Consider the following 23,451-nt stretch of genomic DNA (forward strand, 5'->3'; position numbering starts at 1 on the left):
AGGGCGACGACCGGACCACCTCACTCCATTCCGGACGCCCGGAACACCCCCAGGGCCGTCTCGCTGTCGACACGACGGGAGAGGCGGTGCAGGGCGCTCGTGCCGCACAGCAGGGTGCCGGCCGCCTCGGAGGCCCGGGCGCCTTCGTCGAGCAGGTACCACAGGTCCGGATTGCGGGACAGGACCTCGGGGTCGATCTCGACCCGGTTGCCGAGGGCGTCACGCAGGATCAGGCGCTGCGCGACCCCGTCCAGCGGCCGCGCCGCGATCAGCAGGTCGGTACGGACCCGGCGGGTGCGCAGCAGACGGCGGGTGGCCAGCCAGCCCCGGCCGGCCGAGACCCGCACCGGGTAGAGCACGACGAACAGCAGCGACGCGGCGGCCACCCACAGGGCGCCGCGCCAGAAGGTGAGGGAGCCGGCCGCCCCGTCGACACACAGCAGGAGTCCGAGCAGTGCACCGGCGCAGCGCAGCGAGGAGCGCACGTCCGCTGCCCACTCGCGGTCGTACACCACGTCGGCGGGGCCGGCCGGGTGCGGACAGGTGAGCCGGGTGCGGGTGCCGTCGGGATGCCTCATGTCTGAGACGTTAGACAGGTCCGGGGCCGCCGGAGCCCGGTCGTACCGCACCTTGACGGTGCCCTGACGGCCGGCCGGCCGTTCTTGACACAAGCCCGACACGGCGACAGCGCCTTCACAGACCTCGGATGTCCAGGCGCAGATGCCAGGTGTTGCGCCGGTGGACGGACAGCAGCTCCGACTCCAGTGGGGACGGCGGTACCGCGAGCACCGGACAGACCGCGTGCGCCAGACAGTGCCGGGAGACCCGGCCCGAGAAGGCGCGCTGCAGGCCGCGTCGGCCCGCGCCCACCACCAGGACGTCGTTGTCCCGGTCCGCGGTCGCCACCAGCGCCGGGCCCGGGGCGCCGCGCACGACGACCGCGTGCATCGGCACGCCGGGGGCGTTCCCGCCGAAGACCTCCTCGAGCACCGAGACCAGCCGCTGGCCGGCCAGGCGCTGCCAGTCCTCGACCAGCAGCCCGGCGGCGGGCGAGCGGCGCGCCGCGGAGTCACCGCCGGGCGGCTCCCAGGCCAGCACCGGCCACAGTTCGGCTCCGAGTCGCCGGGCCAGCGCGGTGGCCCGGCGCAGGGCCGTGACGCTGCCCAGGGAACCGCTCACACCGACCACCACCCGAGCGGTCGCCGAGGCGTCGTAACCGGACATCACTCCACCGTTCCTCGCGGGCGACGCCGGGGCGTCTCGCGCGTGGACGTGCCCGCCCTGCAAGACCGTTGCTTCCTTCCATCCCACTCCCGTACCGGCGGTTCGACCAGCCGGCGGACGGTGTCTTCTGGGGCAGGGCCGCGTCTTCCCTCACGTACCGGGCGGGGTCCGGGCGCCCCGCCCATCACTGAGATTCGGCGCCAAAATCGAAACTTTCGATCGCCTCTTGGGGTGAGCCTTGCGGACCTACGACAATCCCGTCCTCCCCGGCTTCCACCCGGACCCGGGTGGGCCCGGTACGGGAGCGGCAGCCGGCGCCGGCCGCCTGGGCGCCGCTCGAACGGCCGCTGGTGCGCGACGACTTCGCCTCTCCGGTGCCCCCGCCGTGCTGGGTGTCCCCGCGTCGCAGGCCCGAGGGGTGCTGGTCGCTGACGGAGCGGCCCGGCCGGCTCACGCTGACCGCGACCGGGGACAGCCTCGACCGGCCCGGGCACACCTTCGTCGGCACGGCTCACGCTGACCGCGACCGGGGACAGCCTCGACCGGCCCGGGCACACCTTCGTCGGCCGCCGCCGGCAGCACCGCGACTGCCGCGCCGCCGCACGGCTGGAGGCCGGGCCGGACTGTCCGAACCCCCCTGCCCGCGGGCCCGCTCACCTCGGCCGCCGACATCCGTGCGACCAGGGACGCCGGACCCGGGGACGGCCCCGACGTCATCGCCTTCTCCGTCGAGACCTCCGAGGGATCCGTCCGGCCGGCCGAACTGGACGGGCGTTGTCTGTCCACCGAGGTGGCCACCGCATTCACCGGGCGGGTCATCGGCATGTACGTCACCGAGGGCCGTGCGGCCTTCGACGGGTTCGAGTACAGGCCCGCCAGCTCCTGCACGACACCTTGACGCTCCCAACGTGCCTTCCTAGAGTCGCCGTTCGGAACGTTCGGGATTTTCTTCGAATGTTTCGGAAACACTTCAGGCAAACAACTCCGAAATATTTCGAAGGAGCGCACGATGGGCGACCCCGCACTGTCCCGCCGCGGCTTCCTGGCGGCCTCCGTCGCCGCCGGTCTCGGTGTGACCGCACTCAGCGGCTGCGGCGGCGACTCGGACGGAGGGTCGTCCTCGGGGACGACCACCATCGAGTGGTGGAACATCTCGACCACCGAACCCACCAAGACCGTCTGGGCGGGCCTGGCCAAGAAGTTCGAGGCCCAGAACCCCAAGGTCAAGATCAAGATCGTCCAGCTGGAGAACGACGCCTACAAGTCGAAGATGACCGCCCTCATCGCCTCCGGGAAGCTGCCGGACATCTTCCACACCTGGGGCGGAGGCGTGCTCAGGCAGCAGGTGGACGCCGGGCTGGTCGAGGAACTCACCGACCGCACCAAACCATGGGCCGACGGTCTGCTCTCCGTGGCGAAGCAGCCGTACCTCATCGACGAGAAGCTGTACGGCGTCCCGTTCGACATCGGCATGGTGGGCTTCTGGTACAACAAGGCGCTCTTCGAGAAGGCCGGGATCAGCGCGCCCCCCACCACCTGGACCGCCTTCCTGGACGCCGTCAGGAAGCTCCGGTCCGCCGGGATCACCCCGCTCGCCCTGGCCGGCAAGGAGAGCTGGACCGGCATGTACTACTGGGCGTACCTCGCGATGCGCACCGCCGGCGTCGACGCCCTGAAGAAGGCCGACGAGAAGAAGGACTTCAGTGACGCGGGCTTCGTCCAGGCCGGACAGCACCTGAAGGATCTCGTCAGCCTCCAGCCCTTCCAGAAGGGCTTCCTCGGCGCCGCCTACTCCTCCCCGACCGGACAGGCCGCAACCGTCGGCAACGGCAAGGCGGCCATGGAACTCATGGGGCAGTGGGCGCCCATCGTGGAGGCGGACGCGGGCAAGGGCCTCGGCACCGACCTCGGCTTCTTCCCGTTCCCCGAGGTCGAGGGCGGCGCCGGGAAGATCACCGAGGTGTTCGGCGGAGGCGGCGGCCACGCCCTGCGCAAGGGTGCCCCGCAGGCGGCGGTGGACTTCCTGAAGTTCTTCGCCTCCGAGACCACCGACCGGGAACTGGTGCGGAAGACCAGTGTCCTGCCCGTCGTACCGGCGGCCGAGAGCGCCCTCACCGACCCCAACACCAAGGCCGTCCAAGCCCAGTTGAAGGGTGCCACCGGCTTCCAGCTCTACCTCGACCAGGCCTACGCCCCCGCCCTCGGCCAGCAGGTCAACGACAGCGTGGCCGGACTGATCGCCGGCTCCAAGTCCCCGCGGCAGGTCACCGAGTCGATCACCAAGACCGCGAAGGAAGAGCAGTAGGCCCGCGATGACCTCCACCTTCCTCCCGGACGAACGGGGCGAGCGGAGCGGACCCGGCGCCGTGCCGCCCACCCCGGCGGCCGACGCGGCCCGGCAGCGCACCCGCCGGCGCGCGCTGCACTGGCTCACCGCCGTCGGCCTCCAGGTGCCCGCGCTGATCCTGTTCGGCGTCCTCGTCCTGCTGCCGATCCTGTTCGCGCTATACGCGTCCTTCTTCCGCTGGGGCGGCTTCGGGATGCCGTCCGACTACACCGGCACCGACAACTTCAGCCGCCTGCTGCAGGATCCCGTCTTCCTCGGCGACCTGTGGCGCATGCTGCTGCTGGTCGTGCTGTCACTGGCGCTGCAACTGCCGTTCGCGCTCGCCATGGCCGTCCTGCTCAACCAGAAGGTGCGCGGCCGGGCCGTGTACCGGATGCTGTTCTTCGCGCCGTACGTGCTGTCCGAGGCCATCACCGGCGTGCTGTTCAGCATGGTCTTCGCCCCGGACGACGGCCTGGCCGACCACGTCCTCGGCGCGATCGGGCTCGACGGGCTCGGCGGCCAGTGGTTCGCGGGCACCTCCACCGTGATGGCGACGCTGTTCCTCGTGATGATGTGGAAGTACTTCGGCTTCCACATGATGCTCTACCTCGCCGGACTGCAGTCCATCCCGGCCGAGTTGACCGAGGCGGCGATCGTCGACGGCGCGAACCCCTGGCAGCGCCTGCGGCACGTCACCCTCCCGCTGCTCGCGCCCACGGTGCGGATCAGTGTCTTCCTGTCCGTGATCGGGTCCATCCAGCTGTTCGACCTGGTGTGGGTGGTCACCGCGGGCGGTCCCGACCACCACTCCGAGACGATGGCCGTGACCATGTTCCAGTACGGCTTCAAGCGCTACCAGGTCGGCTACGCCAGCGCGATCAGCGTGGTCATGTTCGCCATCAGCCTCGTCTTCGCCCTCGCCTACCAGCGGTTCGTCCTGCGCCGCGACCTCGAAGGGGCCACCACGACCATGAGGGGAGCCGGATCATGAGCGCCCGCCGCAGGGGCCGTACCCTTCCGCTGCACGTCGTCCTGGTGGCGGTCGGCGCCGTCATGGCCGTACCGCTGCTGTACGCGCTGCTCTCCGGCTTCAAGTCGACCGACCAGCTCTCCCGCAACCCGGTCGGGCTGCCCGAGCCGTGGGTCTTCGCCAACTACGGCGACATCCTCGGCTCCGGTTCCTTCTGGCGACTGGTCGGCAACAGCACGCTGATCGCGATCGGCACGACGGTCATCGTCGTCGCGGTCTCGGCGCTCGCCGCGTTCTCCTTCGCGCGGTTCGCCTTCCGGGGCCGGGAAGTGCTGTTCACCCTGTTCACGATGGGGCTGATGTTCCCGTTCGCGGTGGCGGCGCTGCCGCTGTTCCTGCTGCTGCGTTCGATGGGCCTGCTGGACAACCCGCTGGGCGTGATCCTGCCGCAGGCGGCCTTCGGGCTGCCGATGACGATCATCATCCTGCGCGGCTTCTTCCGGCAGATCCCGGGGGAGCTGGAGGAGGCGGCCACGCTCGACGGCTGCGGACCGCTCGGGTTCTTCTGGCGGGTGCTGCTGCCGATGGCCCGGCCGGCCCTCGGTACGGTCTCCGTCCTCGCCGTCGTCACCAGCTGGAACAACTTCTTCCTGCCGCTGCTGGTGTTCACCGACAACACCTGGTGGACCATCCCGATCGGTGTGCAGCAGTTCCAGGGCCAGTACTCCGCCGACACCGCACGGGTCTTCGCCTACCTCGTCCTCGCCATGGTCCCCGCGCTCGCCTTCTACTCGGTCGCCGAACGCCAGCTCGTCGGCGGCCTCACCGCCGGCGCCACCAAGGGCTGAACACCCCTCTGAGAGACAGGAGTCGCACCATGCCCAGGAACAGCACGCGTCTCGGGGTCGTCGGCACCCTCGCGGCCGTCCTCATGGCCGCCGGCGTGGCCACCGGCCCCGCCACGCAGGCCGCACCCGCCCATGCCCGGCAGCCCACCCTCGCGGACCTCGCCGAACGCCACGGCCGCTACTTCGGCAGTGCCACCGACAACCCCGAACTCACCGACAGCGCCTACACGAAGATCCTCGGCGGCGAGTTCGACATGATCACGCCGGGCAACGGCATGAAGTGGTACGCCACCGAGCCCCGGCAGGGCGTCTTCGACTGGACCAACGGCGACCAGATCGTCGGCCTCGCCCGCAAGAACCACCAGAAGGTACGCGCCCACACCCTGGTCTGGCACAGCCAGCTGCCCGACTGGCTCACCTCGAAGCAGTGGACCGCGAGCGAGCTGCGGGCCGTGCTCAAGAAGCACATCACCACCGAGGTGCGGCACTACCGGGGCGAGGTGTACTCCTGGGACGTCGTCAACGAGGCCTTCAACGAGGACGGCAGCTACCGTGAGACCCTCTGGTACAAGACGCTCGGCCCCGGCTACATCGCCGACGCGCTGCGCTGGGCCCACCAGGCCGACCCGCACGCCAAGCTCTACCTGAACGACTACAACATCGAGGCGCTCGGCCCGAAGAGCGACGCCTACTACGCGCTGGCCAAGGATCTCAGGGCCCGGAAGGTACCGCTCGACGGCATCGGCTTCCAGACCCATCTGGCCCTGCAGTACGGCTATCCCACCGGCCTGGAGGACAATCTGCGCCGCTTCTCCGGCCTGGGCCTGGACACCGCCCTCACCGAGGTCGACATCCGCATGCAGCTGCCCGCGACCGAGGCGAAGCTGACCGAACAGGCGGCCTGGTACCGGGACCTGACCAGGGCCTGCCTGGCCGTCAGCCGCTGCGTGGGCCTCACCGTCTGGGACTACACCGACAAGTACTCCTGGATCCCGGCCGTCTTCCCGGGCGAGGGCGCGGCCCTGCCGTGGGACGAGCAGCTCCGGCCGAAGCCGGCGTACCGGGCCCTGCGGGAGGCGCTGCGCTGACGCCCGGACACCGAGCGTGACCACCCCCGGGACACACGTCGGGGCCGGTGCGCACGGATGTGTGCGGCCGGCCCCTCGAGGTCGCTCCTGCTCCGCTCAGGCGGCGGTCATCACCTGCTCCGCACCGAGCGGTCGGTGCGGAGCGATGATCCGGCCGTCGGGCAGCAGCTCACCGGTGTCCTCGAAGAGCAGGACGCCGTTGCACAGCAGGCTCCATCCCTGCTCCGGGTGGTGCGCCACAAGACGGGCGGACTCCCGGTCGGCGGACTCTGCTGGCGGACACGGCGGCTGGTGCTGGCACATGGGTGGGATCTCTCGCTCTGTCGTGGTCATGGCCGTCCCCCGTGGTGATAAGTCGGTCGGAACCCAGTGTTGCCCTCTGGGCGTCATTCCGCAGGGATTTCGCTGCTCCGCTTCTCACAGGTTCATGACGCGTCACCCACGCGGACGGTTCAGTCCAAGTGCACTGTCCCTTTGGGTGGTTCACCGTGGCCGGATCGGGCTAGTCCGTGCAGGCCAGACCCCTGACATGGTCATACCCCGCCTCCCTCGCGGGCAAGCGGGGTACGCGGTCGGTCGTCAGGCGGGCGAGCCCAGCACGGGCGGCCCGAACAGCGGCAGGGGCGTCGCGCGAGAGGTCAGCACCGGAAGCAACTCGCTGACCCGGAGGGGACGGTGCGCCGGTATGCCGGGCGGGGCCGGCGCCAGTGCGACGAGCAGATCGGTGTCGGCCGGGTGTCCCTCGGCCCCGTCGGCGGCGAGGTCGGCGTGCAGCCACAGGGTGAGCATGTACAGACCGGGCACGGACAGCAGTCGCGCCTGGTAGGGCTGTTGCAGCGCCTCGGCCTGGTGCAGGGCGCGCTCGGTCGAGGTGACGTACGGGCCCTCGAAGAAGTGCGAGAAGGCCCAGCCGTCGGGGGTGAGCATGGTGTCGGCCGCGGCCACCGCCCGGTCGCCGCAGCGGATCAGGAACCGCCAGCCGGCGAGCCGGGTCGCGGACAGGCCCGGTGCGGTGATCCGGTCCAGCACGTGGACGGGAAGCGGGAGTTCGGGTTTTGCCGGGCCCTGCGCGGCGCGCAGGGAAGGGGTACGGGCCTCACGGACCGCGGTGGGGGAACCGAGGGCGGTGAGGACGGAGCGCCGGGCAGGCGCGGGGGCAGGGGGCAACTGCAGCGGCATGTGGGTCGCCTCTCTCGTTCGACAGGCGCGGCGGCGCGAGGAGGGGTGGGGCGGACGGCGCTGTCTGCTCACGGAAGGCCGGAAGGGTGTGGGCCCGGGTCGGTGGACATGGGTACGGCTCGGCCTGCCGCCCGTCACCGGGACGGCCTGAACACGGCAGGAACCAGGACCGAGGGCGTCAACCTTCTGCCTTGTGGGCGAAGTTTATACGACGCGTGTTCGGCCGTTGTTTCGTCTATCCCATTTCAGGAAGTCACGCAAGTCGGTAATACGCCATCGATTTGCGGGGCTCCTCCCGATTCCCGGACTGTCCCGCCGGTCCTGACCTCGTAATACGCGCCGGTAGCGGTCGGCCGAATGTCGTCGGCGTTTTTCACGAGGCGTTCGGGGCACCCGAAGGTGCGCAGTGCGGCATGCCGCGTGAATGTGCCGCGGGGAACATTCCGACAGAGTAGCGGGCGCCGGGTCCGCGCGGGACGTTATCGATCGCTTCCGTTGGGCATCATCCCTCCACTGAGCCGGGAGCCCGGCGGCCGGTCGTCGGCCCGCCCATCCGAGGAGGGACACTTCGATGGGGGAGAAGGTCGTGGCGGGGCAGTTCGACCTGTCCGATCGCCAGCGCTACCGCGAAAAGCTCCAGAAGTGCCTCACGGGACTGGAGCGACTGCTGCGCGAGAAGCGATTCGACCGTCCCAAGAACCTCATGGGCGTTGAGATCGAATTGAATCTCGCGGGGCTCGACGGTATGCCGAAAATGTTGAACGCGCAGGTACTGGAGCGCATCGCGAGCCGCGACTTCCAAACCGAACTCGCCATGTTCAACCTGGAGGTCAACATTGCCCCCCACCGCCTGGGCGGCCGGGTATTCGACCGGCTCGCCGAGGAACTGCGCACCTCGCTCGCTTACGCCGACCGCAAGGCCGGCGAGGTGGACGCGGGCATCGTCATGATCGGCATCCTGCCCACGCTCGACCGCGACGACCTGGTCTCCTCCAACCTCTCCGAGGTCGACCGCTACACCCTCCTCAACGATCAGATCGTGGCCGCGCGCGGCGAGGACTTCCGGCTCGACATCGAAGGCGTGGAGCACCTCGTCTGCACGTCCAAGTCGATCGTCCCCGAGGCCGCGTGCACCTCCGTACAGCTGCACCTCCAGGTGACGCCCGGCCGGTTCGCGGACGTGTGGAACGCGGCGCAGGTGGCGACCGCCGCGCAGATCGCGGTCGGCGCCAACTCGCCGTTCCTGTTCGGTCACGAACTGTGGCGTGAGTCCCGGCCCCCGCTGTTCCTGCAGTCCACCGACACCCGCCCGCCCGAGCTCCAGGCCCAGGGCGTACGGCCGCGCACCTGGTTCGGCGAGCGGTGGATCACCTCCGCCTACGACCTGTTCGAGGAGAACCTGCGCTACTTCCCGGCCCTGCTGCCGATCTGCGACGACGAGGAGCCGCTGGAGGTCGTCGCGGCGGGCGGCACGCCCAGGCTCGCCGAGCTGGTGCTGCACAACGGCACGATCTACCGCTGGAACCGACCGGTGTACGGCATCGCGGACGGCGTCCCGCACCTGCGGGTGGAGAACCGGGTGCTGCCGGCCGGGCCGACCATCACCGACGTGATCGCCAACGCGGCCTTCTACTACGGCCTGGTCCGCGCCCTGGCCGAGGAGTCCCGGCCGGTGTGGACCCGGCTGCCGTTCGCCGCGGCCGAGGCCAACTTCGACGCCGCGTGCCGGTACGGCGTCGAGGCCCGGTTCGTGTGGCCGCGGCGGGGACGGTACGGCGGCACGGGCGAGGTCGACGCCGTCACCCTGGTCCGCGACGAGCTGCTGCCGCTGGCCTCGGCCGGGCTGGACGCGTGGGGCGTGGAGCCGGCCGACCGCGACCTCTACCTGGGCGTCATTGATGAGCGCTGCCGGCGCCGGGTGAACGGGGCGGCCTGGCAGGCGGCCACCTTCCACCGGGCGCTGGAACAGGGCCTGTCCCGCGAGGCGGCCCTGGCCGCGACCACCCGCCGCTACGCCGAGCTGATGCATGTGGGCGAGCCGGTGCACACGTGGCCGGTGGGCTTGCCGGAGGCGGTCCCCCTCGGGTGAGGACGGGGAGGAAGCGGGCCGGGCGCCGCACAGTTCGCCGGGCTGTTCCGGCGTGACCGGGTGCCTGGCTGTGTGCCTTCGCGGCCGGGGAGGATTTCGCGGCGGACCGGCATGCGTGGCCGTGGCCGAGCGTTTGTGCGGGGTGGGGTGTGGGCCGGCGGGGTGCGCGGTCGGTGCTGCGTGGTGTTGGGGCGGTGGGGCTTGCGGGGTGTGGTTGCGTGGCCGGCGGGTCCGGGGACGGGTTGCGCGTCGTGTGGAGTGGCCATGGCGGGCGCCGGGCTCTGCCGTCGTCGTGGGGCGCCGTCGGGACCGGCTGAGCTTCGTTGCGGACTGTCGGCCTCCCGTCGCGGCTGAGCGTCGTCCGGGCGTCGCTCTCCCGTCGGGGCAGGCCTGCGCGGTGTCGGCCGTGGTCGTGGCTCTGCGTGGTGCGGGGCGCCAGGCCGGGGCGGTGTGGGTGGGTGTCCTCGCGGCGGAGGGGGCTCGTGTGGGGTGGGTGTCGCGTGGGCGGTGCCCTGTACGTCGTCCTCACGCCCGCTTCTGCGATCCTTGCGGGCAGAGGTGGGCCAGGGGCCCATGAGCCGGCTGGAGGCAGGAGTGCAGGTGGAGGCTGACTCGGTGGCCGATTCCGGGGTGCGGGGGCGCGACCCACGGCGGATCCTGCGGGACGAGACGCTGCTCGTCCTCGGACTGTCGCTGGGCGCGAGCGGGGTCACCGCGCTGATCAGCTTCATCGGCTCGGTCACCAAGCCGGGCGGCCTGAAGGACCAGGCGGCCACCCTCAACGCCTCGGCCGCACCCGGCCGGCCCTGGCTGGACCTGGCCTGGCAGCTGTTCGGCATCGCCAGCGCGCTGGTCCCGGTCGCCCTGGTCGCCCACCTGCTCCTGCGCGAGGGCGGGAGCCTGCGGACGCTGGGCTTCGACCGCACCCGTCCCTGGCCCGACCTCGCCCGGGGCGCCGGCATCGCGGCCGTGATCGGCAGCACCGGTATCGCCTTCTACCTGGCCGCCCGCGGCCTCGGCTTCAACCTCACGGTCGTACCCGAGGCACTGCCGGACGTGTGGTGGAAGTACCCGGTGCTGATCCTGTCCGCCCTGCAGAACGCGATCCTCGAAGAGGTCATCGTCGTCGGCTATCTGCTGCGCAGGCTGGGCCAGTTGGGCTGGACCCCGGGGACCGCGCTGGTGGCCAGCGCGGTCCTGCGCGGTTCGTACCACCTCTACCAGGGTGTCGGGGGCTTCCTCGGCAACATGGTCATGGGTGTGGTGTTCGTGTACCTGTACCGGCGCTGGGGGCGGGTCGGTCCGCTGGTCGTCGCGCACTCCCTGCTCGACATCGGCGCGTTCGTCGGTTACGCCCTCCTCGCGGGCAAAGTGGGCTGGCTGCCGACGGCCTGAGGGCTGGCGGACCGCCCGCTCAGGCGCGCAGTTCCCCCTCGATGACCGTGACCGCGCGGCCGGTGAGCAGGGTGCGCTCGCCGCGCAGGCCGGTACGGACCAGCCCGGTGCGGCGCGAGGCCTGCAGCCCGGTGAGGTCGTCGCGGCCCAGGCGCGCCGTCCAGTGCGGGGCGAGCGCGGTGTGGGCGCTGCCGGTGACCGGGTCCTCGTCGATGCCGAGGTTGGGGAAGAAGCCGCGGGACACGAAGTCGTGGCCGAGGGACGGGTCGTCGGCGCGGGCGGTGGCGATGATGCCGCGCACGGAGTAGGCGCCGAGGGACTTGTGGTCCGGCGTGAGGCCGAGGACCGTCTTCTCGTCGGCCAGCTCCAGCAGCAGGTCACCGACGTTCGGCCCGGTGTCGAAGGCGGCGACGGGCTCCGCGCCGAGGGCCTCGGCGACACCCTCCGGGATCGCGACCGGGGTGAGCGGGGCCGTCGGGAAGTCGAGGGTGATCCAGCCGTCCTCGGCGGGCGTGGCGATGAGTACACCACTGCGCGTGGCGAACCGCACCGGGCCCTCGTGGGCACCGGTGGTGTGCAGGACGTGGGCCGTGGCGAGCGTGGCGTGCCCGCAGATGGCGACCTCGGCGACGGGCGTGAACCAGCGCAGCGCCCAGTCCGCCTCGCCGCCCTCGGGCAGCCGGTGCGCGAACGCGGTCTCGGCGTGGTTGACCTCCATGGCCACGTTCTGCAGCCAGTCGTCGTCCGGGAAGACGTCGTCCAGGAGGAGGACTCCGGCCGGGTTGCCGCCGAAGGGGCGGTCGGTGAAAGCGTCCACGATTTGAATGCGCATGGCGCCGACGCTAATGGCCGCGACGGACGCCGGCCCAAGGCCAATTCACGAGTCCTGGCACGTTTCCCGCAGGGTGGCGGCACGCACCCGCGTCCACGGGGCGAGTTGGGCGACGCCGAACGAGACCTCCAGCACGAGGAACGGCCACAGCACTCCGGGCCCGCCGTGCGCCAGCGCGTACGCCTGCCAGAGGGAGAAGAGGGCTCGGGCGGTGCCGTCGAGGAGGCCGTGCAGGGGCAGCGGCCGTACGACGCGCAGGACGGCCCAGACCAGCACGACCGAGCCCATCAGGTTGGCGTACAGGGTCTCCATGGGGCTCGGCGCGGGCATGGGGCCGAGACCGACCGCGTCGCCCCCCGCCGACAGCAGGTGGTGCACCAGGGCGTACGTCCAGGGTGTGGCGAAACCGGCCGTGACGATCAGGTCGTACCAGCCGCTCGTGCGGACGAGACGCAGATAGGCGGGGGCAGCAGGGGGCATCGGGGCTCCTCGGGAGGGCTCGCTCGGGCGCCGCCCACGCTAGACAGCGGAGTACGCTCCAAGGTCAAGTCGGCCTGTCGGCGGGGGAGTCATGCGCATCGGGGAACTGGCCGCGCGTACGGGGCTGTCGAAGGACACCCTGCGCTTCTACGAGAAGGTCGGTCTGCTCGACGGTGACCGGTTGCCCAACGGGTACCGCGACTTCCCGCCGGAGACGGTGATCTGGCTGCGCTACGTCCGCACCGCTCAGGCGCTGGGCTTCACCCTGGCCGAGATCGCCCGGCACGGTGCGGAACTGCGGGACGCCCCGGACAGCGCCGAGGCCCTGTCCGCGCTGTTCGAGGACAAGATCCGCGTCATCGACGAGCGCATGGCCGAACTGACCGCCCTCCGTGCGGACCTGACCTCCCGCGTCGGCACCGGCTGCCCGTTGCGCGCGGCGGACCGGCAGGTCTGAGAGGTCCGCGCGTCCAGGCTCCCGGATACGGCGCCCCAGCCCTACCAGCCGGTTCGGAAGGGTGTTGTCATGCGAGTGTTACCGATATATCGTTGAAGCATCGCGAACGAACGCGATGCAAACGTGACAGATCAACGATGGAATGGAGTGATCACGATGCGTACCCACGGATTCGAGCGTGGACATCGGCACGAGGGCCACGGGCCGCGGGGCTTCGGTGGTTTCGACGGGCGGCGGGCCGCCTTCGGGCCCTTCGGGCCGGGTGGTCCGGGGTTCGGCCCCGGCGGTCCCGGTTTCGGGCCCGGCCCCTGGGGTCCCCGGGGGCGCGGTGGCCCGAGGGGGCGGGCGCGACGCGGTGACGTGCGGGCCTCGATCCTGGCCCTGCTCAGGGACCGGCCCATGCACGGCTACGAGATGATCCAGGAGATCGCCGAACGCAGCGGCGGCGCATGGCGGCCCAGCCCCGGCTCGGTCTACCCGACGCTCCAGCTGCTGGAGGACGAGGGCCTGATCGCCAGCGAGAGCGAGGGCGGCAAGAAGCTCTTCGCCCTCACCGACGACGGGCGCGCCGCCGCCGAGCAGGGGCCGGAGGCTCCCTGGGAGGAGGCCTCCCGCGGGGTCGACTGGGAGGCCCTCGGCGAGATCCGCCAGGCCGGCTTCGGTCTGATGGAGGCCTTCGGCCAGGTCTGGAAGACCGGCAGCAAGGAGCAGCGCGAGAAGGCGCTGGCCGTCATCAACGACGCCCGCAAGAAGCTGTATCTGATCCTCGCCGACGAGCACTGAGACTCACGGGCGGCGCGGGCGCCCCACGCGGTGATCCGCGCGGGGCGCCCGCGCGTGCCCGGCCCGCCCGGGCTCAGGCGACCAGGCCGGCCAGCTTGCGCAGGGACTCGTTCAGCGCCGCCGTCGCCGAGTCCTTGAGCTTGCCCGCCATCAGCGACACCGCGGCGCCGGTGAACTCGCCGTCGATGCGCACGGACGTGGCCCCGCCGTCGGGCGTGAGGGTGTAACGGGTGGCGACCGTCACCGCCATCGGGCCCTTGCCGCGGATGGCGAACACCCGCGCCGGCTTCAGCTCCTCGATCGTCCAGTCGACCTCGGCGGGGAAGCCCATCAGCTTCATGTTCTCCTGGAACGTCCCGCCCACGGCGAGGGTCTGCGGACCCCCCTTCGGAAAGCTCGTGTGGGTGGCGTTCCACTCCCCGTACGACGACCAGTCGGTGAGCTGGGCCCACACCTTCTCGGCCGGTGCCTGGATGTGTGCCTCCGCGCTGACTTCGGCCATGCGACCACCTCTTCGGATCGGGCGTAGCGGGCTACGGTGTCGCGGAAAGTAGCCGCAGGGGCGCGAACATTCAATACTGATGAACCGTCAGGAATCTCCGCCTCGTGAACCGGATACCGCGGACCGGGTCGTCCCGGCACGCGTACGGCCGGATCTCCTCCGTAAGGATGAGATACCGACCGGCGATGTCCACTCTGTGTGGGACGCGAAGATGGTTCCCCTCGTGGATGACCCGGCCCGTTGAGGCTGATGAGGTGGGGGATGTGCAACCCCGTACAGCCCGCCGGACCGCCCATGACGAGGCGGTGGCGCACGTGGACGACGATGCCGTGCTCGGCGCCGAGCTGGCAGCGGTGGTCGCCGGTGCCCGGCGGAGGGCCGTCCGGGACGGGGACCGGCAGATCGACACCGCCCATCTGCTGCACTCCCTGCTGGAACACGACCCCGAGGTCCGCGCCGCCGTCGGCGGCCCGCCGCAGCTCGTCCGGCTGCTCGGCTATCTCGTGCAGCGCAGCATCGGCTACGGACTGCGCTGGCAGGGCAGCGTGGAGGACTCCGGCGCGCTCGCCGTCGTCCCCGACGCGGCCGTCCGCGGCCCCCGGGACGCCGCCGGCTGGTCGCCCACCGCGGCCGCCGCCCTGGCCGCCGCCCGCGAGCGCGCCCACCTGCGCGCCGAGCCCCGCGTCACCGGAATCGACCTCCTCGCCGCGCTCACCGCGGACCCGGGATCGCGGGCCGTCGAGGTCCTCGAACGGGCCGGCATCCGGGACCTGCCCGCCCGGACGGCACCGGGCGCGCAGGAATACGCCGAACAGGCCGACGCCGTCCGCGAGCCGTGATGCGGGGGTGCCCGGCGCCGGACGGCCGGCCCGAACTGGCCGACGACGTCCGCGAGTCATGCGCCGGTGCGTGACCGGCACGCCGTACGGCTCGACGTTCGCGAGCTCCCGAAGGGGGGTGACCGGCACGCGGCCCGCCAACACGCCGCCGTCCGCGATCCGACCGCGCCCCGGGTCGGGCCCGAAGAGGCCGCCGAGGAGGCCCTCGCGGCGCCGCACGTCCATCTCCTGAGACAGGTGTCAACGGGGGTGACGCTCATGTCGCCGCCTGTCATCATGTGCCGGTGCATACGTCAGAGAGCAGTCAGGACAGTCGGGGCAAGGGGGTCGGGCTCGGTCTCGCGCTCGCCTCGGCGCTGGCCTTCGGTGGTTCGGGAGTGGCCGCGAAGCCACTGATCGAGGCGGGACTCGACCCGCTCCACGTGGTGTGGCTGCGGGTGGCCGGTGCCGCCGTCGTCATGCTGCCCGTGGCCGTACGGCACCGCGCGCTGCCGCGCCGCCGGCCCGCGCTGCTGGCCGGGTTCGGACTGCTCGCCGTCGCCGGTGTCCAGGCCTGCTACTTCGCGGCCCTGTCCCGGATTCCGGTGGGCGTGGCGCTGCTCATCGAATACCTGGCACCCGCGCTGGTGCTGGGCTGGGTGCGGTTCGTGCAGCGGCGGCCCGTGACCCGTGCCGCCGCGCTCGGCGTGGTTCTCGCGGCCGGCGGCCTCGCCTGTGTGGTGGAGGTCTGGTCGGGGCTGAGCTTCGACGCCCTGGGCCTGCTGCTCGCGCTCGGCGCCGCCTGCTGCCAGGTCGGCTACTTCGTCCTGGCCGACCACGGTGGCGACGCGGGCGACGAGGCGCCGGACCCGCTCGGCGTCATCGCCTACGGGCTGCTCGTCGGCGCCCTCGTCCTGACCGTCGTCGCCCGCCCCTGGGACCTGCGCTGGTCGGTGCTGACCGGCTCGGCGGACATGGACGGCACCGCCGTACCGGCCCTCGCCCTGCTGGCCTGGATCGTGCTGATCGCCACCGTCGTCGCGTACGTCACCGGGGTGCTGTCCGTGCGGCGGCTGTCCCCGCAGGTCGCCGGAGTCGTCGCCTGCCTGGAGGCGGTCATCGCGACCGTCCTGGCCTGGGTGCTGCTCGGCGAGCACCTGTCGGCGCCCCAGGTGCTCGGCGGCGCGGTCGTCCTGGTCGGCGCGTTCATCGCCCAGTCCTCGACTCCCGCGAAGGGCTCCGCCGAGCCGGTGGCCGCCGGCCGCCCGGAAAGGGAGTTGTCGGCGCGCGGCACCTCCACCTAAGGTGCGGGTCATGCCGTCCACGCTCGTTCTTCCGCCCCCGGCCGCCTGAGGCGGGCCTCCGGGACACCGGCCCCGCGCTTCCGCGCCGGGCCGGGCGGCTGCTGCCCGCAGATGAAGTCCGCGCGCCCCGCTGACACGGGACGCCCTCGAACTTCCGCACCCTCGGGTGCGTTTCTGCGGAAGAGAATTCCTTGTCGAACACTGCTTCAGGCCTGCCCGTCGGGCGTGGCCTGCTCTACCTGATCATCACCGGTGCCGCCTGGGGCACCGCCGGCGCCGCCGCCTCCCTGGTCTACCGGACCAGTGACATGGGCGCCTTCGGCCTGTCCTTCTGGCGCTGCGCACTGGGTCTCGTCCTGCTGCTCGCCGGACGGGGCCTGCGCCCGCGCCTCCGCCCGGCCGCCACCGAGCCCCTGGTCCGCAGGGCCGGCCGGGTCCTCGCCACCGGCGCCGGCCTGGCGGTGTTCCAGACCGCCTACTTCGCCGCGGTGGAGTCGACCGGACTGGCCGTGGCCACCGTCGTCACCCTCGGCGCGGGCCCGGTGCTCATCGCGCTCGGCGCCCGGCTGCTGCTCGGGGAACGGCTCGGGGCGGGCGGGGTGCTGGCCGTCGCCGGGGCGCTCGCCGGGCTGGCCGTGCTGACCTTCGGCGGCTCGGCGACGACCGTGCGCCCGGCGGGCGTGCTGTCCGCGCTCGCCTCGGCCGCGGGCTACGGCGCCATGACCCTGCTGACCCGCTGGTGGGGCAGGGACGGACGGACCGACTCCTCCGACACCACCGTCGGGGCCTTCGCCGTGACCGGCCTGTGCCTGCTGCCGTTCGCGCTGCACGAGGGTCTGCTGCCGCACACCGTCCATCCGGTGCGGCTGCTGTGGCTCGTGCTCTACATCGCCGCCGTGCCCACGGCCCTCGCCTACGCGCTGTACTTCGCGGGCGCGGCCGTCGTACGGTCCGCCACCGTGTCCGTGATCATGCTCCTGGAGCCGGTGACCGCGGCCGTGCTGGCCGTCGTCCTGCTCGGCGAGCGGCTCACGGCGACCACCGCGGCCGGCACCCTGCTCCTGCTCGGCGCGGTCGCGGGCCTCGCCGTGAGCGAGGCCCGCGGGGCCGGTGGGCGGGACTCGGTCCCGGCGTAAGCGCTCTCCGGGCATGTGCTGACCGGGGCCTACAGTGCCTTCAGGTAGTCCGGCAGCTCGACGTCGACCGCGAGGTCGGCGCTGGGAACCGGCGCGCCGTAGCCCTTCCGGACCGGGACGACACCGGCCCAGAAGGGCAGGGCGAGGTCCTCCGGGTCGTCGTTCGCGCCGCCGGTGCGGACCTTGGCGGAGACCTCGTCCAGGTCCAGCCGGATCACCGCGGTGGCGGCCAGCTCCTTCTTGTTCGCGGGCCTGGAGTCGGCCGCCCGGCCCGGCACGACGTGGTCCACCAGGGCGTCCAGGGCCGTCCGCCGCTCCTCGGGGTCGGTGACCTGGCGCGCGACGCCGTGCACCACGACCGAGCGGTAGTTGATGGAGTGGTGGAAGGCGGAGCGGGCCAGCACCAGCCCGTCCACGTGGGTCACGGTCAGGCACACCGGCAGGCCCGGGTCGGTCTCGCCGGCCGTCCGCAGGGGGCGGGAACCGGTGGACCCGTGCACGTAGAGCCGCTCGCCGACCCGGCCGTACAGCGTCGGCAGCACCACCGGGGCGCCGTCGCGGACGAAACCGAGGTGGCAGACGTACCCCTCGTCGAGTATCGCGTGCACCAACTCCTTGTCGTACGACGCCCGGTTGGCGGAGCGCGTGGGCACGGTGCGGTCGGTCGGGGTGTAGGCGGCGGCCCGGGCTTCCTCGGTCGTCCCCTGCATGGCGGTCCTCCCTGGCGAGCGATTGCTAAACATATTGCACTAGTGCATAATGTCCTTTGTGCTAGGAGAGTATCCCATCGAAGGGCGTGGCGCAGCCGAGATCGCGGCCAGCGTCGAGCGCGCGGTCGGTGCCGGTGACCTGCAGCCGGGTCAAACCCTGCCGCCCATGCGGGAGTTGGCGGGCCGGCTGGGTGTGAACCCGAACACCGTCGCGGCGGCCTACCGCACCCTGCGCGAGCGCGGAGTGATCGAGACCGCCGGCCGCAGGGGCAGTCGTGTCCGGGCCAAGCCGGCCACGACCGGCCGCGAGGTACTGCGCGTGGAGGTCCCGGCCGGGGGCCGCGACCTGTCGAACGGCAATCCGGACCCGGCCCTGCTGCCCCGCCTCGCCGCGGTCCTCGCCGCGGCGGGGGAGGAGGGCGACCGGCGGCCCGTCCTCTACGGCGACGACCCGGTCGACGCCGACCTCGTCCGCATCGCCCGCGCCGAACTCGACGCCGACGGCGTCCCGGACGGCCCGCTGACCGTGACGTCCGGCTCCCTCGACGCCATCGAGCGGCTCCTCGCCGCACACCTCAAACCGGGGGACGCGGTCGCGGTCGAGGACCCCGGCTGGGGCAGCCTCCTCGACCTGGTCCCCGCGTTGGGGCTGCGCACGGTCCCGGTGGGTGTGGACGACGACGGACCGCGCGTCGACGACCTGCGCCGGGCACTGGAGTCCGGGGCCCGCGCCCTGATCGTCACCGACCGCGCACAGAACCCGACCGGCGCCGCGGTGAGCGCCACGCGCGCGCGTGCCCTGCGCGCCGTCCTGCGCGAGCACCCGCAGACCCTGCTGATCGAGGACGACCACGGCCACGGCATCGTCGACCTCCCGCTGCACCCCCTCGCGGGCACCACCCGCCACTGGGCCGTCGTCCGCTCCGTCGCCAAGGCCTACAGCCCCGACCTGCGCGTGGCCGTCCTCACCGGCGACCCGGTCACGGTCGACCGGGTGGGGGGCCGCCAGCGTCTGGGCCCGGGTTGGGTGAGCCGGCTGCTGCAGCGCGCCGTGGTCCGGCTCTGGACGGAGGGCGCGGTGGACCGGGTGGCGGTGGCCAAGGCGTACGGCTCGCGCCGGGACGCGCTGGTCGACGCGCTGGCCGAACGCGGAGTCGCCGCCCACGGCCGCAGCGGTATGAACGTGTGGGTGCCGGTCCCCGACGAGACCGGCGCGGTGGCCCGCCTCCTCCAGTCCGGCTGGGCGGTGGCCCCGGGTGCCCGCTTCCGCCTGAACAGCGGCCCGGCGATCCGCATCACGGTCTCGGGGCTCACGGAGGGTGATCTCGCCTCTTTGGCGGACGCGGTGGCGGCGGCGGTACGACCATCACCGGCGCGGGTCTACGGATGACGGAGCGGCACGAAGGGGCCCCTCTCGCGGGCCCCTTTTCTCAAGCACCTTCTCAGGCACCCTTCCGCCCTTCTCAGGCACCCTTTCGCCGCACCTGGGTGAGCGCGGCCCCCGCGAGAACGATCACCGCACCCACCGGCGTCGTCCACCGCAGGGACTCCCCGAGGATCGCGACACCCGCCGCCGTGGCGATGACCGGGATGAAGTACGTGACCATCTGCGCGGTCGTCGGACCGACCTCGGCGACGAGCCCGTACTGGATCAGAACCGCCAGTCCCGTGCCCAGCGCGCCGAGCGCGGCGATCGCCAGCAACGGCAGCGGCGAGACATGTGTGGGGAATCCGGCGAACAGCGGGGTGACGAGGGCCAGTTGAAGGGTCGCGAGGAGCAGCTGCGCGCCCGTCATCGACAGGTGGGAGTTGCCGGTCCCGGCCAGCGTCCGCCGGACGTAGATCCAGCCGACCGGATAGCTCAGCGAGGCCAGCAGCGCCATCGCCGTACCCCTGGCGTCCAGCCCGTGGAAGCCCTGCCAGGCCCCGAGCACCGTCAGCACCCCGAGGAAGCCGAGGCCGAGCCCGGCCACACGGACGCGGGTCGGCCGGTCCTCGGACAGGGCCACCAGTGACAGGGCCATGCCCCACAGCGGGGACGTCGCATTGCAGATGCCGGCCAGCGTGGACGGGATCGTCAGCTCGGAGTAGGCGAAGAGGGAGAACGGCAGGGCGTTCAGGAAGAACGCGGCGACCGCCATGTGGCCCCACAGCCGGGCGCCGCGCGGGAGCTTCTCCCGCTTGACCGCCATCGCCGCCGCCAGTACCGCCGTACCGAACAGCAGACGTCCGAGGGTGACCTGGAAGGGCGCGTAGCCCTCGGTCCCCACCTTGATCAGCAGGAAGCTGAAGCCCCAGATCAGGGACAGGGCGCCGAAGCGGAGGCGCCAGTCGAGGCGGGGGCGGGGACGGCTGAGGGCGGGGGACTGGACCGGGGTTGCGGTGACCGTGCTGCTCATGACCCCAAGGATGCTGAAGGCAACCTCGTAGCACAATCGAGATTTCCCACGGTATACCTCTTAGAATCACTTACATGTTGAACCTGGAGCGCCTGCGCACCCTGGACGCCCTCGCACGGCACGGCTCGGTCAGCGCGGCCGCGGACGCGCTGCACGTCACCACGTCCGCCGTCTCCCAGCAGCTGGGCAAGCTGGAGCGCGAGATCGGCCAGCAGCTGCTGGCCAAGAACGGCCGGGGCGTGCGGCTCACCGACGCCGGACGGCTGCTGTCGGAGCACGCGGCGCGCATCCTGTCGCAGGTCGCGCTCGCCGAGTCCGATCTGGAGGCGCATCGCGGGCAGGTCGTCGGCGAACTCAGGCTGTCCGCGTTCCCCACCGCCGCCCGGGGGCTGTTCCCCGTCGCGCTCGGTGCGCTGCGCGCCGAGCATCCGGGACTGCGCGTGCGCTCCAGCGAACTGGAGCCGGAGCGGGGCGTCGCCGGTGTCGTCCGTGGTGACCTGGATCTCGCGGTGGTCCTCGACTGGTACAACAAGCCGATGCCCGTGCCCGACGGCCTGGTCAAGGCCCCCCTGCTGGACGACCCGGCCGATGTCGCCATGCCGGCCGGGCACCGGCTCGCCGACCGGGACGAGGTGGACCTCACCGAGTTCGCCGAGGACGAGTGGATCACCTGGGGCGAGGGCGAGTTCTGCCACGAGTGGCTGATGTTCACGCTGCGCTCCAAGGGCGTCGAACCGATCGTCGGTCACCGCGCCGGCGAGACCCACACCCAACTCGGCCTGGTCGCCTCCGGGCTGGGCGTGTGCATCGCCCCGCTGCTGGGCCGGCACCCGGTACCCGACGGTGTCGTCCTCGTGCCGCTCAGGCAGCGGGTACGGCGGCACGTGTACGTCGTCTGGCGGGCGGACGCCGACCGCCGGCCGTCGATCCGGGCGGCGGTGGAGGCCCTGCGCACCGCCGCGCAGGAGGTCGGCTGAGCCCTATCCCGACCCCAGCTTCCGGAAGTCCCAGGAGACGATTTTCTCCGGGGTCAGCCGTGCCCAGGCGTGCCGGCCGTCGTGCGGCATCTCGTCCAGGCCGAAGTTCTTCCGTGCGAACAGCGTCTCCGCCGTGTCGAGTTCCGCGCACAGCTCACCGGTGCGCGGCACCTCGCCCACGAACTCCACCCGGCCGGACAGCTCGACACCGCGCAGCTGGTCGTACTCCTCGCCGGAGTCGACCACGACGGCCACCCGCGAATCGCGGCGCAGCTGTGTCCAACGCCTGCTGCGCACCACCGAGTACAGCCACAGCGAGGTGCCGTCCCAGGCGAACCACAGCGCGCTGACATGCGGAGCGCCGTCCGCCGAGACGGTCGCGACCCGGCAGGTGCGCTGACTGGTGAGGAACTCGTCCAGCTCGCCGGGCGTCATCATGATCTTCCGGCCCCGGCGCTGCTGAGTGACGGTCATGCGGCCCCCTCTTCTCCCACGTCGTGCCAGAGAACTATGGTGTTGAGATGATCCTCTGACATCACGTCAGAAAAGAGAATGGGTCGTCGTCGAACGGATCGTCGCCGAATGAATCGGCGTCGAATGAATCGGCGTCGAACGGGGTCGTCTTCAAGGGGGCGCGTCATGCCGTCGCACGCACAGCTCCGCGAACTCCTCGACCCCGTGAGCACCGTGCTGCTCACCGTGGAGTGCCAGCAAGGGGTGGTCGGCCCGGAGAGCGCGCTGCCCGAACTCGCCCGCGAGGCCCGCTCCTCCGGCGCCCTGCGCAATGTGGCCCGGCTGGTCGCGGGGGCTCACACGAGCGGCGTCCAGGTCGTCCACGCGGTCGCCGAGCGCCGCCCGGACGGCCGGGGCGCGAACCGCAACGCCCGGCTGTTCCGGGCCGCCGAGCGGCTTCCCGTCCAACAGCTGAGCGGCAGTACGGCGGTGCGGGTCGCGCCCCCGATCGAGGTCGCCGAGGAGGACCTGGTCGTACGCCGGCTGCACGGCCTGTCCCCGATCCACGGCACCGAAGTCGACGCCCTGCTGCGCAACCTCGGCTGCCGCACACTGATCGTCACCGGTGTCTCCGCCAACGTGGCGATCCCCAACGCGGTGTTCGACGCGGTCAACCTCGGCTACACCGCCGTCGTCCCGGCCGACGCCGTCGCGGGGGTGCCCGCCGACTACACCCCCGCGATGATCCGGCACACCCTCGCGCTGGTCGCCACGGTCTCGACCACCGACGAGGTGCTCGGCTGTCTCGCGCGGCCGCGCGGGCGTGGCTGACGCGGCTCAGGCCAGCTTGATGTCCTCGCCGGAGACGGTGATCTGCTCGGCGGCCAGCGGCTGGGTCGCGGGACCCTGCTTCACACTGCCGTCCGCGACGGAGAAGTGGCTGTTGTGGCACGGGCAGACGATCACGCCGCCCGACACGCTGCCCACCGCGCACCCCTGGTGGGTGCACTTGGACGAGAACGCCTTGAACGTGCCCGCCGTCGGCTGGGTGACGACCACGCCGTGGTCCTTGAAGATCTTGCCGCCGCCCTCGGGGATGTCGGAGGTCTTGGCGAGCGCGGTGCCGCCGGCCGAGCCGCCGCCGTTCTGCGACGCTCCCGTGGAGCCCGTGCTCCCCGTCGTCCCGGTGGAGCCGGTCGAGCCCGTCGTTCCGGACGATCCGGAACCGGTGTTGACCGTATCGGACGAGTTGTCGCCCGAACCGCAGGCGGTCAGCGCGGCGGCGAGCCCCGCCGCTCCGGCCGCCGCCACGACGGTACGGCGGGCGGGGCCGGTTCCCGGCTGGGTCGATGCGCTGGTCATGTGGGTTCCCTTCCGCGGAGCCTTCTCGTGATCCGTCCAGGGGTACGGCGCCCGGCCGTCACCCGTTCAGACGGGCACCCAGATCCTTGCCGCCCGGGCATGAGGCGGCCGTAGGC

General features: G+C 72.0%; 26 protein-coding genes. 15 read left to right on the forward strand and 11 right to left on the reverse strand.

Annotated features, from left to right (window positions below; all coding sequences use genetic code 11):
- Positions 1-20: 20 nt before the first annotated feature.
- Positions 21-578 carry a hypothetical protein gene (locus tag AB0D93_RS22645; protein WP_362121978.1) on the reverse strand — a complete coding sequence of 186 codons (558 nt, stop codon included), beginning with the start codon at positions 576-578 and terminating at the stop codon, positions 21-23.
- A gap of 115 nt (positions 579-693) precedes the next feature.
- A complete protein-coding gene (locus AB0D93_RS22650) occupies positions 694-1,224 on the reverse strand; it encodes a universal stress protein (protein WP_362121980.1) in 531 nt (176 codons plus the stop codon).
- 778 nt (positions 1,225-2,002) lie between these two features.
- On the opposite strand from AB0D93_RS22650, the gene AB0D93_RS22655 reads away from it, so the two are divergent.
- The 5 genes from AB0D93_RS22655 to AB0D93_RS22675 all read left to right on the forward strand — a co-directional run bounded on the left by AB0D93_RS22655 (position 2,003) and on the right by AB0D93_RS22675 (position 6,459).
- Positions 2,003-2,122 (forward strand): hypothetical protein, encoded by a 120-nt coding sequence (locus tag AB0D93_RS22655; RefSeq protein WP_362122341.1) that lies wholly within the window; start codon positions 2,003-2,005, stop codon positions 2,120-2,122.
- Between the two features lie 111 nt (positions 2,123-2,233).
- Positions 2,234-3,529: an extracellular solute-binding protein gene (locus tag AB0D93_RS22660; RefSeq protein ID WP_362121982.1), complete on the forward strand. Its 1,296-nt coding sequence runs from the start codon at positions 2,234-2,236 to the stop codon at positions 3,527-3,529.
- A gap of 7 nt (positions 3,530-3,536) precedes the next feature.
- Positions 3,537-4,544 carry a sugar ABC transporter permease gene (locus tag AB0D93_RS22665; RefSeq protein WP_362121984.1) on the forward strand — a complete coding sequence of 336 codons (1,008 nt, stop codon included), beginning with the start codon at positions 3,537-3,539 and terminating at the stop codon, positions 4,542-4,544.
- Positions 4,541-5,371 (forward strand): carbohydrate ABC transporter permease, encoded by an 831-nt coding sequence (locus AB0D93_RS22670; protein ID WP_362121986.1) that lies wholly within the window; start codon positions 4,541-4,543, stop codon positions 5,369-5,371. Before AB0D93_RS22665 ends, AB0D93_RS22670 begins: the two co-directional genes overlap by 4 nt.
- Positions 5,372-5,400: 29 nt before the next feature.
- Positions 5,401-6,459, forward strand: coding sequence for an endo-1,4-beta-xylanase (locus AB0D93_RS22675; protein WP_362121988.1), 1,059 nt, complete (start codon positions 5,401-5,403; stop codon positions 6,457-6,459).
- 96 nt (positions 6,460-6,555) lie between these two features.
- On the opposite strand, the gene AB0D93_RS22680 is transcribed toward AB0D93_RS22675, so the two are convergent.
- Together AB0D93_RS22680 and AB0D93_RS22685 are read right to left on the reverse strand one after the other, a co-directional pair.
- Positions 6,556-6,762 (reverse strand): DUF5999 family protein, encoded by a 207-nt coding sequence (locus AB0D93_RS22680; RefSeq protein WP_030603474.1) that lies wholly within the window; start codon positions 6,760-6,762, stop codon positions 6,556-6,558.
- Between the two features lie 276 nt (positions 6,763-7,038).
- A complete protein-coding gene (locus AB0D93_RS22685; protein ID WP_362121990.1) occupies positions 7,039-7,638 on the reverse strand; it encodes a hypothetical protein in 600 nt (199 codons plus the stop codon).
- A 571-nt stretch (positions 7,639-8,209) separates the two neighbouring features.
- On the opposite strand from AB0D93_RS22685, the gene AB0D93_RS22690 reads away from it, so the two are divergent.
- On the forward strand, positions 8,210-9,727 hold the full coding sequence (locus tag AB0D93_RS22690; protein ID WP_362121992.1) for a glutamate--cysteine ligase: 1,518 nt from the start codon (positions 8,210-8,212) through the stop codon (positions 9,725-9,727).
- A 594-nt stretch (positions 9,728-10,321) separates the two neighbouring features.
- On the forward strand, positions 10,322-11,122 hold the full coding sequence (locus AB0D93_RS22695) for a type II CAAX endopeptidase family protein (protein WP_362122343.1): 801 nt from the start codon (positions 10,322-10,324) through the stop codon (positions 11,120-11,122).
- 19 nt (positions 11,123-11,141) lie between these two features.
- Here AB0D93_RS22695 and AB0D93_RS22700 read toward each other — a convergent pair whose 3' ends face one another.
- Both AB0D93_RS22700 and AB0D93_RS22705 read right to left on the reverse strand, forming a co-directional pair.
- On the reverse strand, positions 11,142-11,954 hold the full coding sequence (locus tag AB0D93_RS22700; protein ID WP_362121994.1) for a PhzF family phenazine biosynthesis protein: 813 nt from the start codon (positions 11,952-11,954) through the stop codon (positions 11,142-11,144).
- 45 nt (positions 11,955-11,999) lie between these two features.
- Entirely contained in the window at positions 12,000-12,434 is a 435-nt protein-coding gene (locus AB0D93_RS22705) for a hypothetical protein (RefSeq protein ID WP_362121996.1), read from the reverse strand.
- 91 nt (positions 12,435-12,525) lie between these two features.
- Between AB0D93_RS22705 and AB0D93_RS22710 the strand changes: the two genes are divergently transcribed.
- Positions 12,526-12,891, forward strand: a complete 366-nt coding sequence (locus tag AB0D93_RS22710) for a MerR family transcriptional regulator (RefSeq protein ID WP_362121998.1) — start codon at positions 12,526-12,528, stop codon at positions 12,889-12,891.
- Between the two features lie 156 nt (positions 12,892-13,047).
- Positions 13,048-13,674, forward strand: a complete 627-nt coding sequence (locus AB0D93_RS22715; protein ID WP_362122000.1) for a PadR family transcriptional regulator — start codon at positions 13,048-13,050, stop codon at positions 13,672-13,674.
- A gap of 73 nt (positions 13,675-13,747) precedes the next feature.
- Here the strand turns inward: AB0D93_RS22715 and AB0D93_RS22720 are convergent, their stop codons facing one another.
- A complete protein-coding gene (locus AB0D93_RS22720) occupies positions 13,748-14,176 on the reverse strand; it encodes an SRPBCC family protein (RefSeq protein WP_362122002.1) in 429 nt (142 codons plus the stop codon).
- Positions 14,177-14,439: 263 nt separating this feature from the next.
- Between AB0D93_RS22720 and AB0D93_RS22725 the strand changes: the two genes are divergently transcribed.
- The 3 genes from AB0D93_RS22725 (at position 14,440) to AB0D93_RS22735 (ending at position 17,434) form a co-directional block, all read left to right on the forward strand.
- Positions 14,440-15,015 (forward strand): Clp protease N-terminal domain-containing protein, encoded by a 576-nt coding sequence (locus AB0D93_RS22725; RefSeq protein WP_362122004.1) that lies wholly within the window; start codon positions 14,440-14,442, stop codon positions 15,013-15,015.
- 278 nt (positions 15,016-15,293) lie between these two features.
- Complete coding sequence (locus AB0D93_RS22730; RefSeq protein WP_362122006.1) at positions 15,294-16,298, forward strand: EamA family transporter; 1,005 nt, start codon at positions 15,294-15,296, stop codon at positions 16,296-16,298.
- 191 nt (positions 16,299-16,489) lie between these two features.
- Positions 16,490-17,434 (forward strand): EamA family transporter, encoded by a 945-nt coding sequence (locus AB0D93_RS22735; RefSeq protein ID WP_362122008.1) that lies wholly within the window; start codon positions 16,490-16,492, stop codon positions 17,432-17,434.
- A 29-nt stretch (positions 17,435-17,463) separates the two neighbouring features.
- Here AB0D93_RS22735 and AB0D93_RS22740 read toward each other — a convergent pair whose 3' ends face one another.
- A complete protein-coding gene (locus AB0D93_RS22740; protein WP_362122010.1) occupies positions 17,464-18,144 on the reverse strand; it encodes a pyridoxamine 5'-phosphate oxidase family protein in 681 nt (226 codons plus the stop codon).
- A 58-nt stretch (positions 18,145-18,202) separates the two neighbouring features.
- On the opposite strand from AB0D93_RS22740, the gene AB0D93_RS22745 reads away from it, so the two are divergent.
- On the forward strand, positions 18,203-19,534 hold the full coding sequence (locus AB0D93_RS22745) for an aminotransferase class I/II-fold pyridoxal phosphate-dependent enzyme (protein WP_362122012.1): 1,332 nt from the start codon (positions 18,203-18,205) through the stop codon (positions 19,532-19,534).
- A gap of 73 nt (positions 19,535-19,607) precedes the next feature.
- On the opposite strand, the gene AB0D93_RS22750 is transcribed toward AB0D93_RS22745, so the two are convergent.
- Positions 19,608-20,543 (reverse strand): DMT family transporter, encoded by a 936-nt coding sequence (locus tag AB0D93_RS22750; RefSeq protein ID WP_362122014.1) that lies wholly within the window; start codon positions 20,541-20,543, stop codon positions 19,608-19,610.
- 74 nt (positions 20,544-20,617) lie between these two features.
- Here AB0D93_RS22750 and AB0D93_RS22755 point away from each other — a divergent pair, with 74 nt between their 5' ends.
- Positions 20,618-21,520: a LysR family transcriptional regulator gene (locus AB0D93_RS22755; RefSeq protein WP_362122016.1), complete on the forward strand. Its 903-nt coding sequence runs from the start codon at positions 20,618-20,620 to the stop codon at positions 21,518-21,520.
- A 3-nt stretch (positions 21,521-21,523) separates the two neighbouring features.
- On the opposite strand, the gene AB0D93_RS22760 is transcribed toward AB0D93_RS22755, so the two are convergent.
- Positions 21,524-21,994: a pyridoxamine 5'-phosphate oxidase family protein gene (locus tag AB0D93_RS22760; protein WP_362122019.1), complete on the reverse strand. Its 471-nt coding sequence runs from the start codon at positions 21,992-21,994 to the stop codon at positions 21,524-21,526.
- Between the two features lie 165 nt (positions 21,995-22,159).
- On the opposite strand from AB0D93_RS22760, the gene AB0D93_RS22765 reads away from it, so the two are divergent.
- Complete coding sequence (locus AB0D93_RS22765) at positions 22,160-22,804, forward strand: cysteine hydrolase (RefSeq protein ID WP_362122021.1); 645 nt, start codon at positions 22,160-22,162, stop codon at positions 22,802-22,804.
- Between the two features lie 6 nt (positions 22,805-22,810).
- Here the strand turns inward: AB0D93_RS22765 and AB0D93_RS22770 are convergent, their stop codons facing one another.
- Positions 22,811-23,335, reverse strand: a complete 525-nt coding sequence (locus AB0D93_RS22770; protein ID WP_362122023.1) for a Rieske (2Fe-2S) protein — start codon at positions 23,333-23,335, stop codon at positions 22,811-22,813.
- Positions 23,336-23,451 lie beyond the last annotated feature (116 nt).

The sequence above is a fragment of the Streptomyces sp. NPDC048191 genome (genome assembly GCF_040652655.1).
In the GTDB taxonomy this organism is placed as follows: Bacteria; Actinomycetota; Actinomycetes; order Streptomycetales; family Streptomycetaceae; genus Streptomyces.

Excerpts from the sequence above, each read along its gene's own strand:
- AB0D93_RS22680 (WP_030603474.1), bottom strand. The coding sequence starts at position 6,762 with ATGTGCCAGCACCAGCCGCCGTGTCCGCCAGCAGAGTCCGCCGACCGG.
- AB0D93_RS22705 (WP_362121996.1), bottom strand. The coding sequence starts at position 12,434 with ATGCCCCCTGCTGCCCCCGCCTATCTGCGTCTCGTCCGCACGAGCGGC.
- AB0D93_RS22720 (WP_362122002.1), bottom strand. The coding sequence starts at position 14,176 with ATGGCCGAAGTCAGCGCGGAGGCACACATCCAGGCACCGGCCGAGAAG.
- AB0D93_RS22710 (WP_362121998.1), top strand. The coding sequence starts at position 12,526 with ATGCGCATCGGGGAACTGGCCGCGCGTACGGGGCTGTCGAAGGACACC.
- AB0D93_RS22765 (WP_362122021.1), top strand. The coding sequence starts at position 22,160 with ATGCCGTCGCACGCACAGCTCCGCGAACTCCTCGACCCCGTGAGCACC.
- AB0D93_RS22665 (WP_362121984.1), top strand. The coding sequence starts at position 3,537 with ATGACCTCCACCTTCCTCCCGGACGAACGGGGCGAGCGGAGCGGACCC.
- AB0D93_RS22750 (WP_362122014.1), bottom strand. The coding sequence starts at position 20,543 with ATGAGCAGCACGGTCACCGCAACCCCGGTCCAGTCCCCCGCCCTCAGC.
- AB0D93_RS22715 (WP_362122000.1), top strand. The coding sequence starts at position 13,048 with ATGCGTACCCACGGATTCGAGCGTGGACATCGGCACGAGGGCCACGGG.
- AB0D93_RS22740 (WP_362122010.1), bottom strand. The coding sequence starts at position 18,144 with ATGCAGGGGACGACCGAGGAAGCCCGGGCCGCCGCCTACACCCCGACC.
- AB0D93_RS22645 (WP_362121978.1), bottom strand. The coding sequence starts at position 578 with ATGAGGCATCCCGACGGCACCCGCACCCGGCTCACCTGTCCGCACCCG.
- AB0D93_RS22700 (WP_362121994.1), bottom strand. The coding sequence starts at position 11,954 with ATGCGCATTCAAATCGTGGACGCTTTCACCGACCGCCCCTTCGGCGGC.
- AB0D93_RS22685 (WP_362121990.1), bottom strand. The coding sequence starts at position 7,638 with ATGCCGCTGCAGTTGCCCCCTGCCCCCGCGCCTGCCCGGCGCTCCGTC.
- AB0D93_RS22755 (WP_362122016.1), top strand. The coding sequence starts at position 20,618 with ATGTTGAACCTGGAGCGCCTGCGCACCCTGGACGCCCTCGCACGGCAC.
- AB0D93_RS22760 (WP_362122019.1), bottom strand. The coding sequence starts at position 21,994 with ATGACCGTCACTCAGCAGCGCCGGGGCCGGAAGATCATGATGACGCCC.
- AB0D93_RS22675 (WP_362121988.1), top strand. The coding sequence starts at position 5,401 with ATGCCCAGGAACAGCACGCGTCTCGGGGTCGTCGGCACCCTCGCGGCC.
- AB0D93_RS22650 (WP_362121980.1), bottom strand. The coding sequence starts at position 1,224 with ATGTCCGGTTACGACGCCTCGGCGACCGCTCGGGTGGTGGTCGGTGTG.
- AB0D93_RS22660 (WP_362121982.1), top strand. The coding sequence starts at position 2,234 with ATGGGCGACCCCGCACTGTCCCGCCGCGGCTTCCTGGCGGCCTCCGTC.
- AB0D93_RS22670 (WP_362121986.1), top strand. The coding sequence starts at position 4,541 with ATGAGCGCCCGCCGCAGGGGCCGTACCCTTCCGCTGCACGTCGTCCTG.
- AB0D93_RS22770 (WP_362122023.1), bottom strand. The coding sequence starts at position 23,335 with ATGACCAGCGCATCGACCCAGCCGGGAACCGGCCCCGCCCGCCGTACC.
- AB0D93_RS22690 (WP_362121992.1), top strand. The coding sequence starts at position 8,210 with ATGGGGGAGAAGGTCGTGGCGGGGCAGTTCGACCTGTCCGATCGCCAG.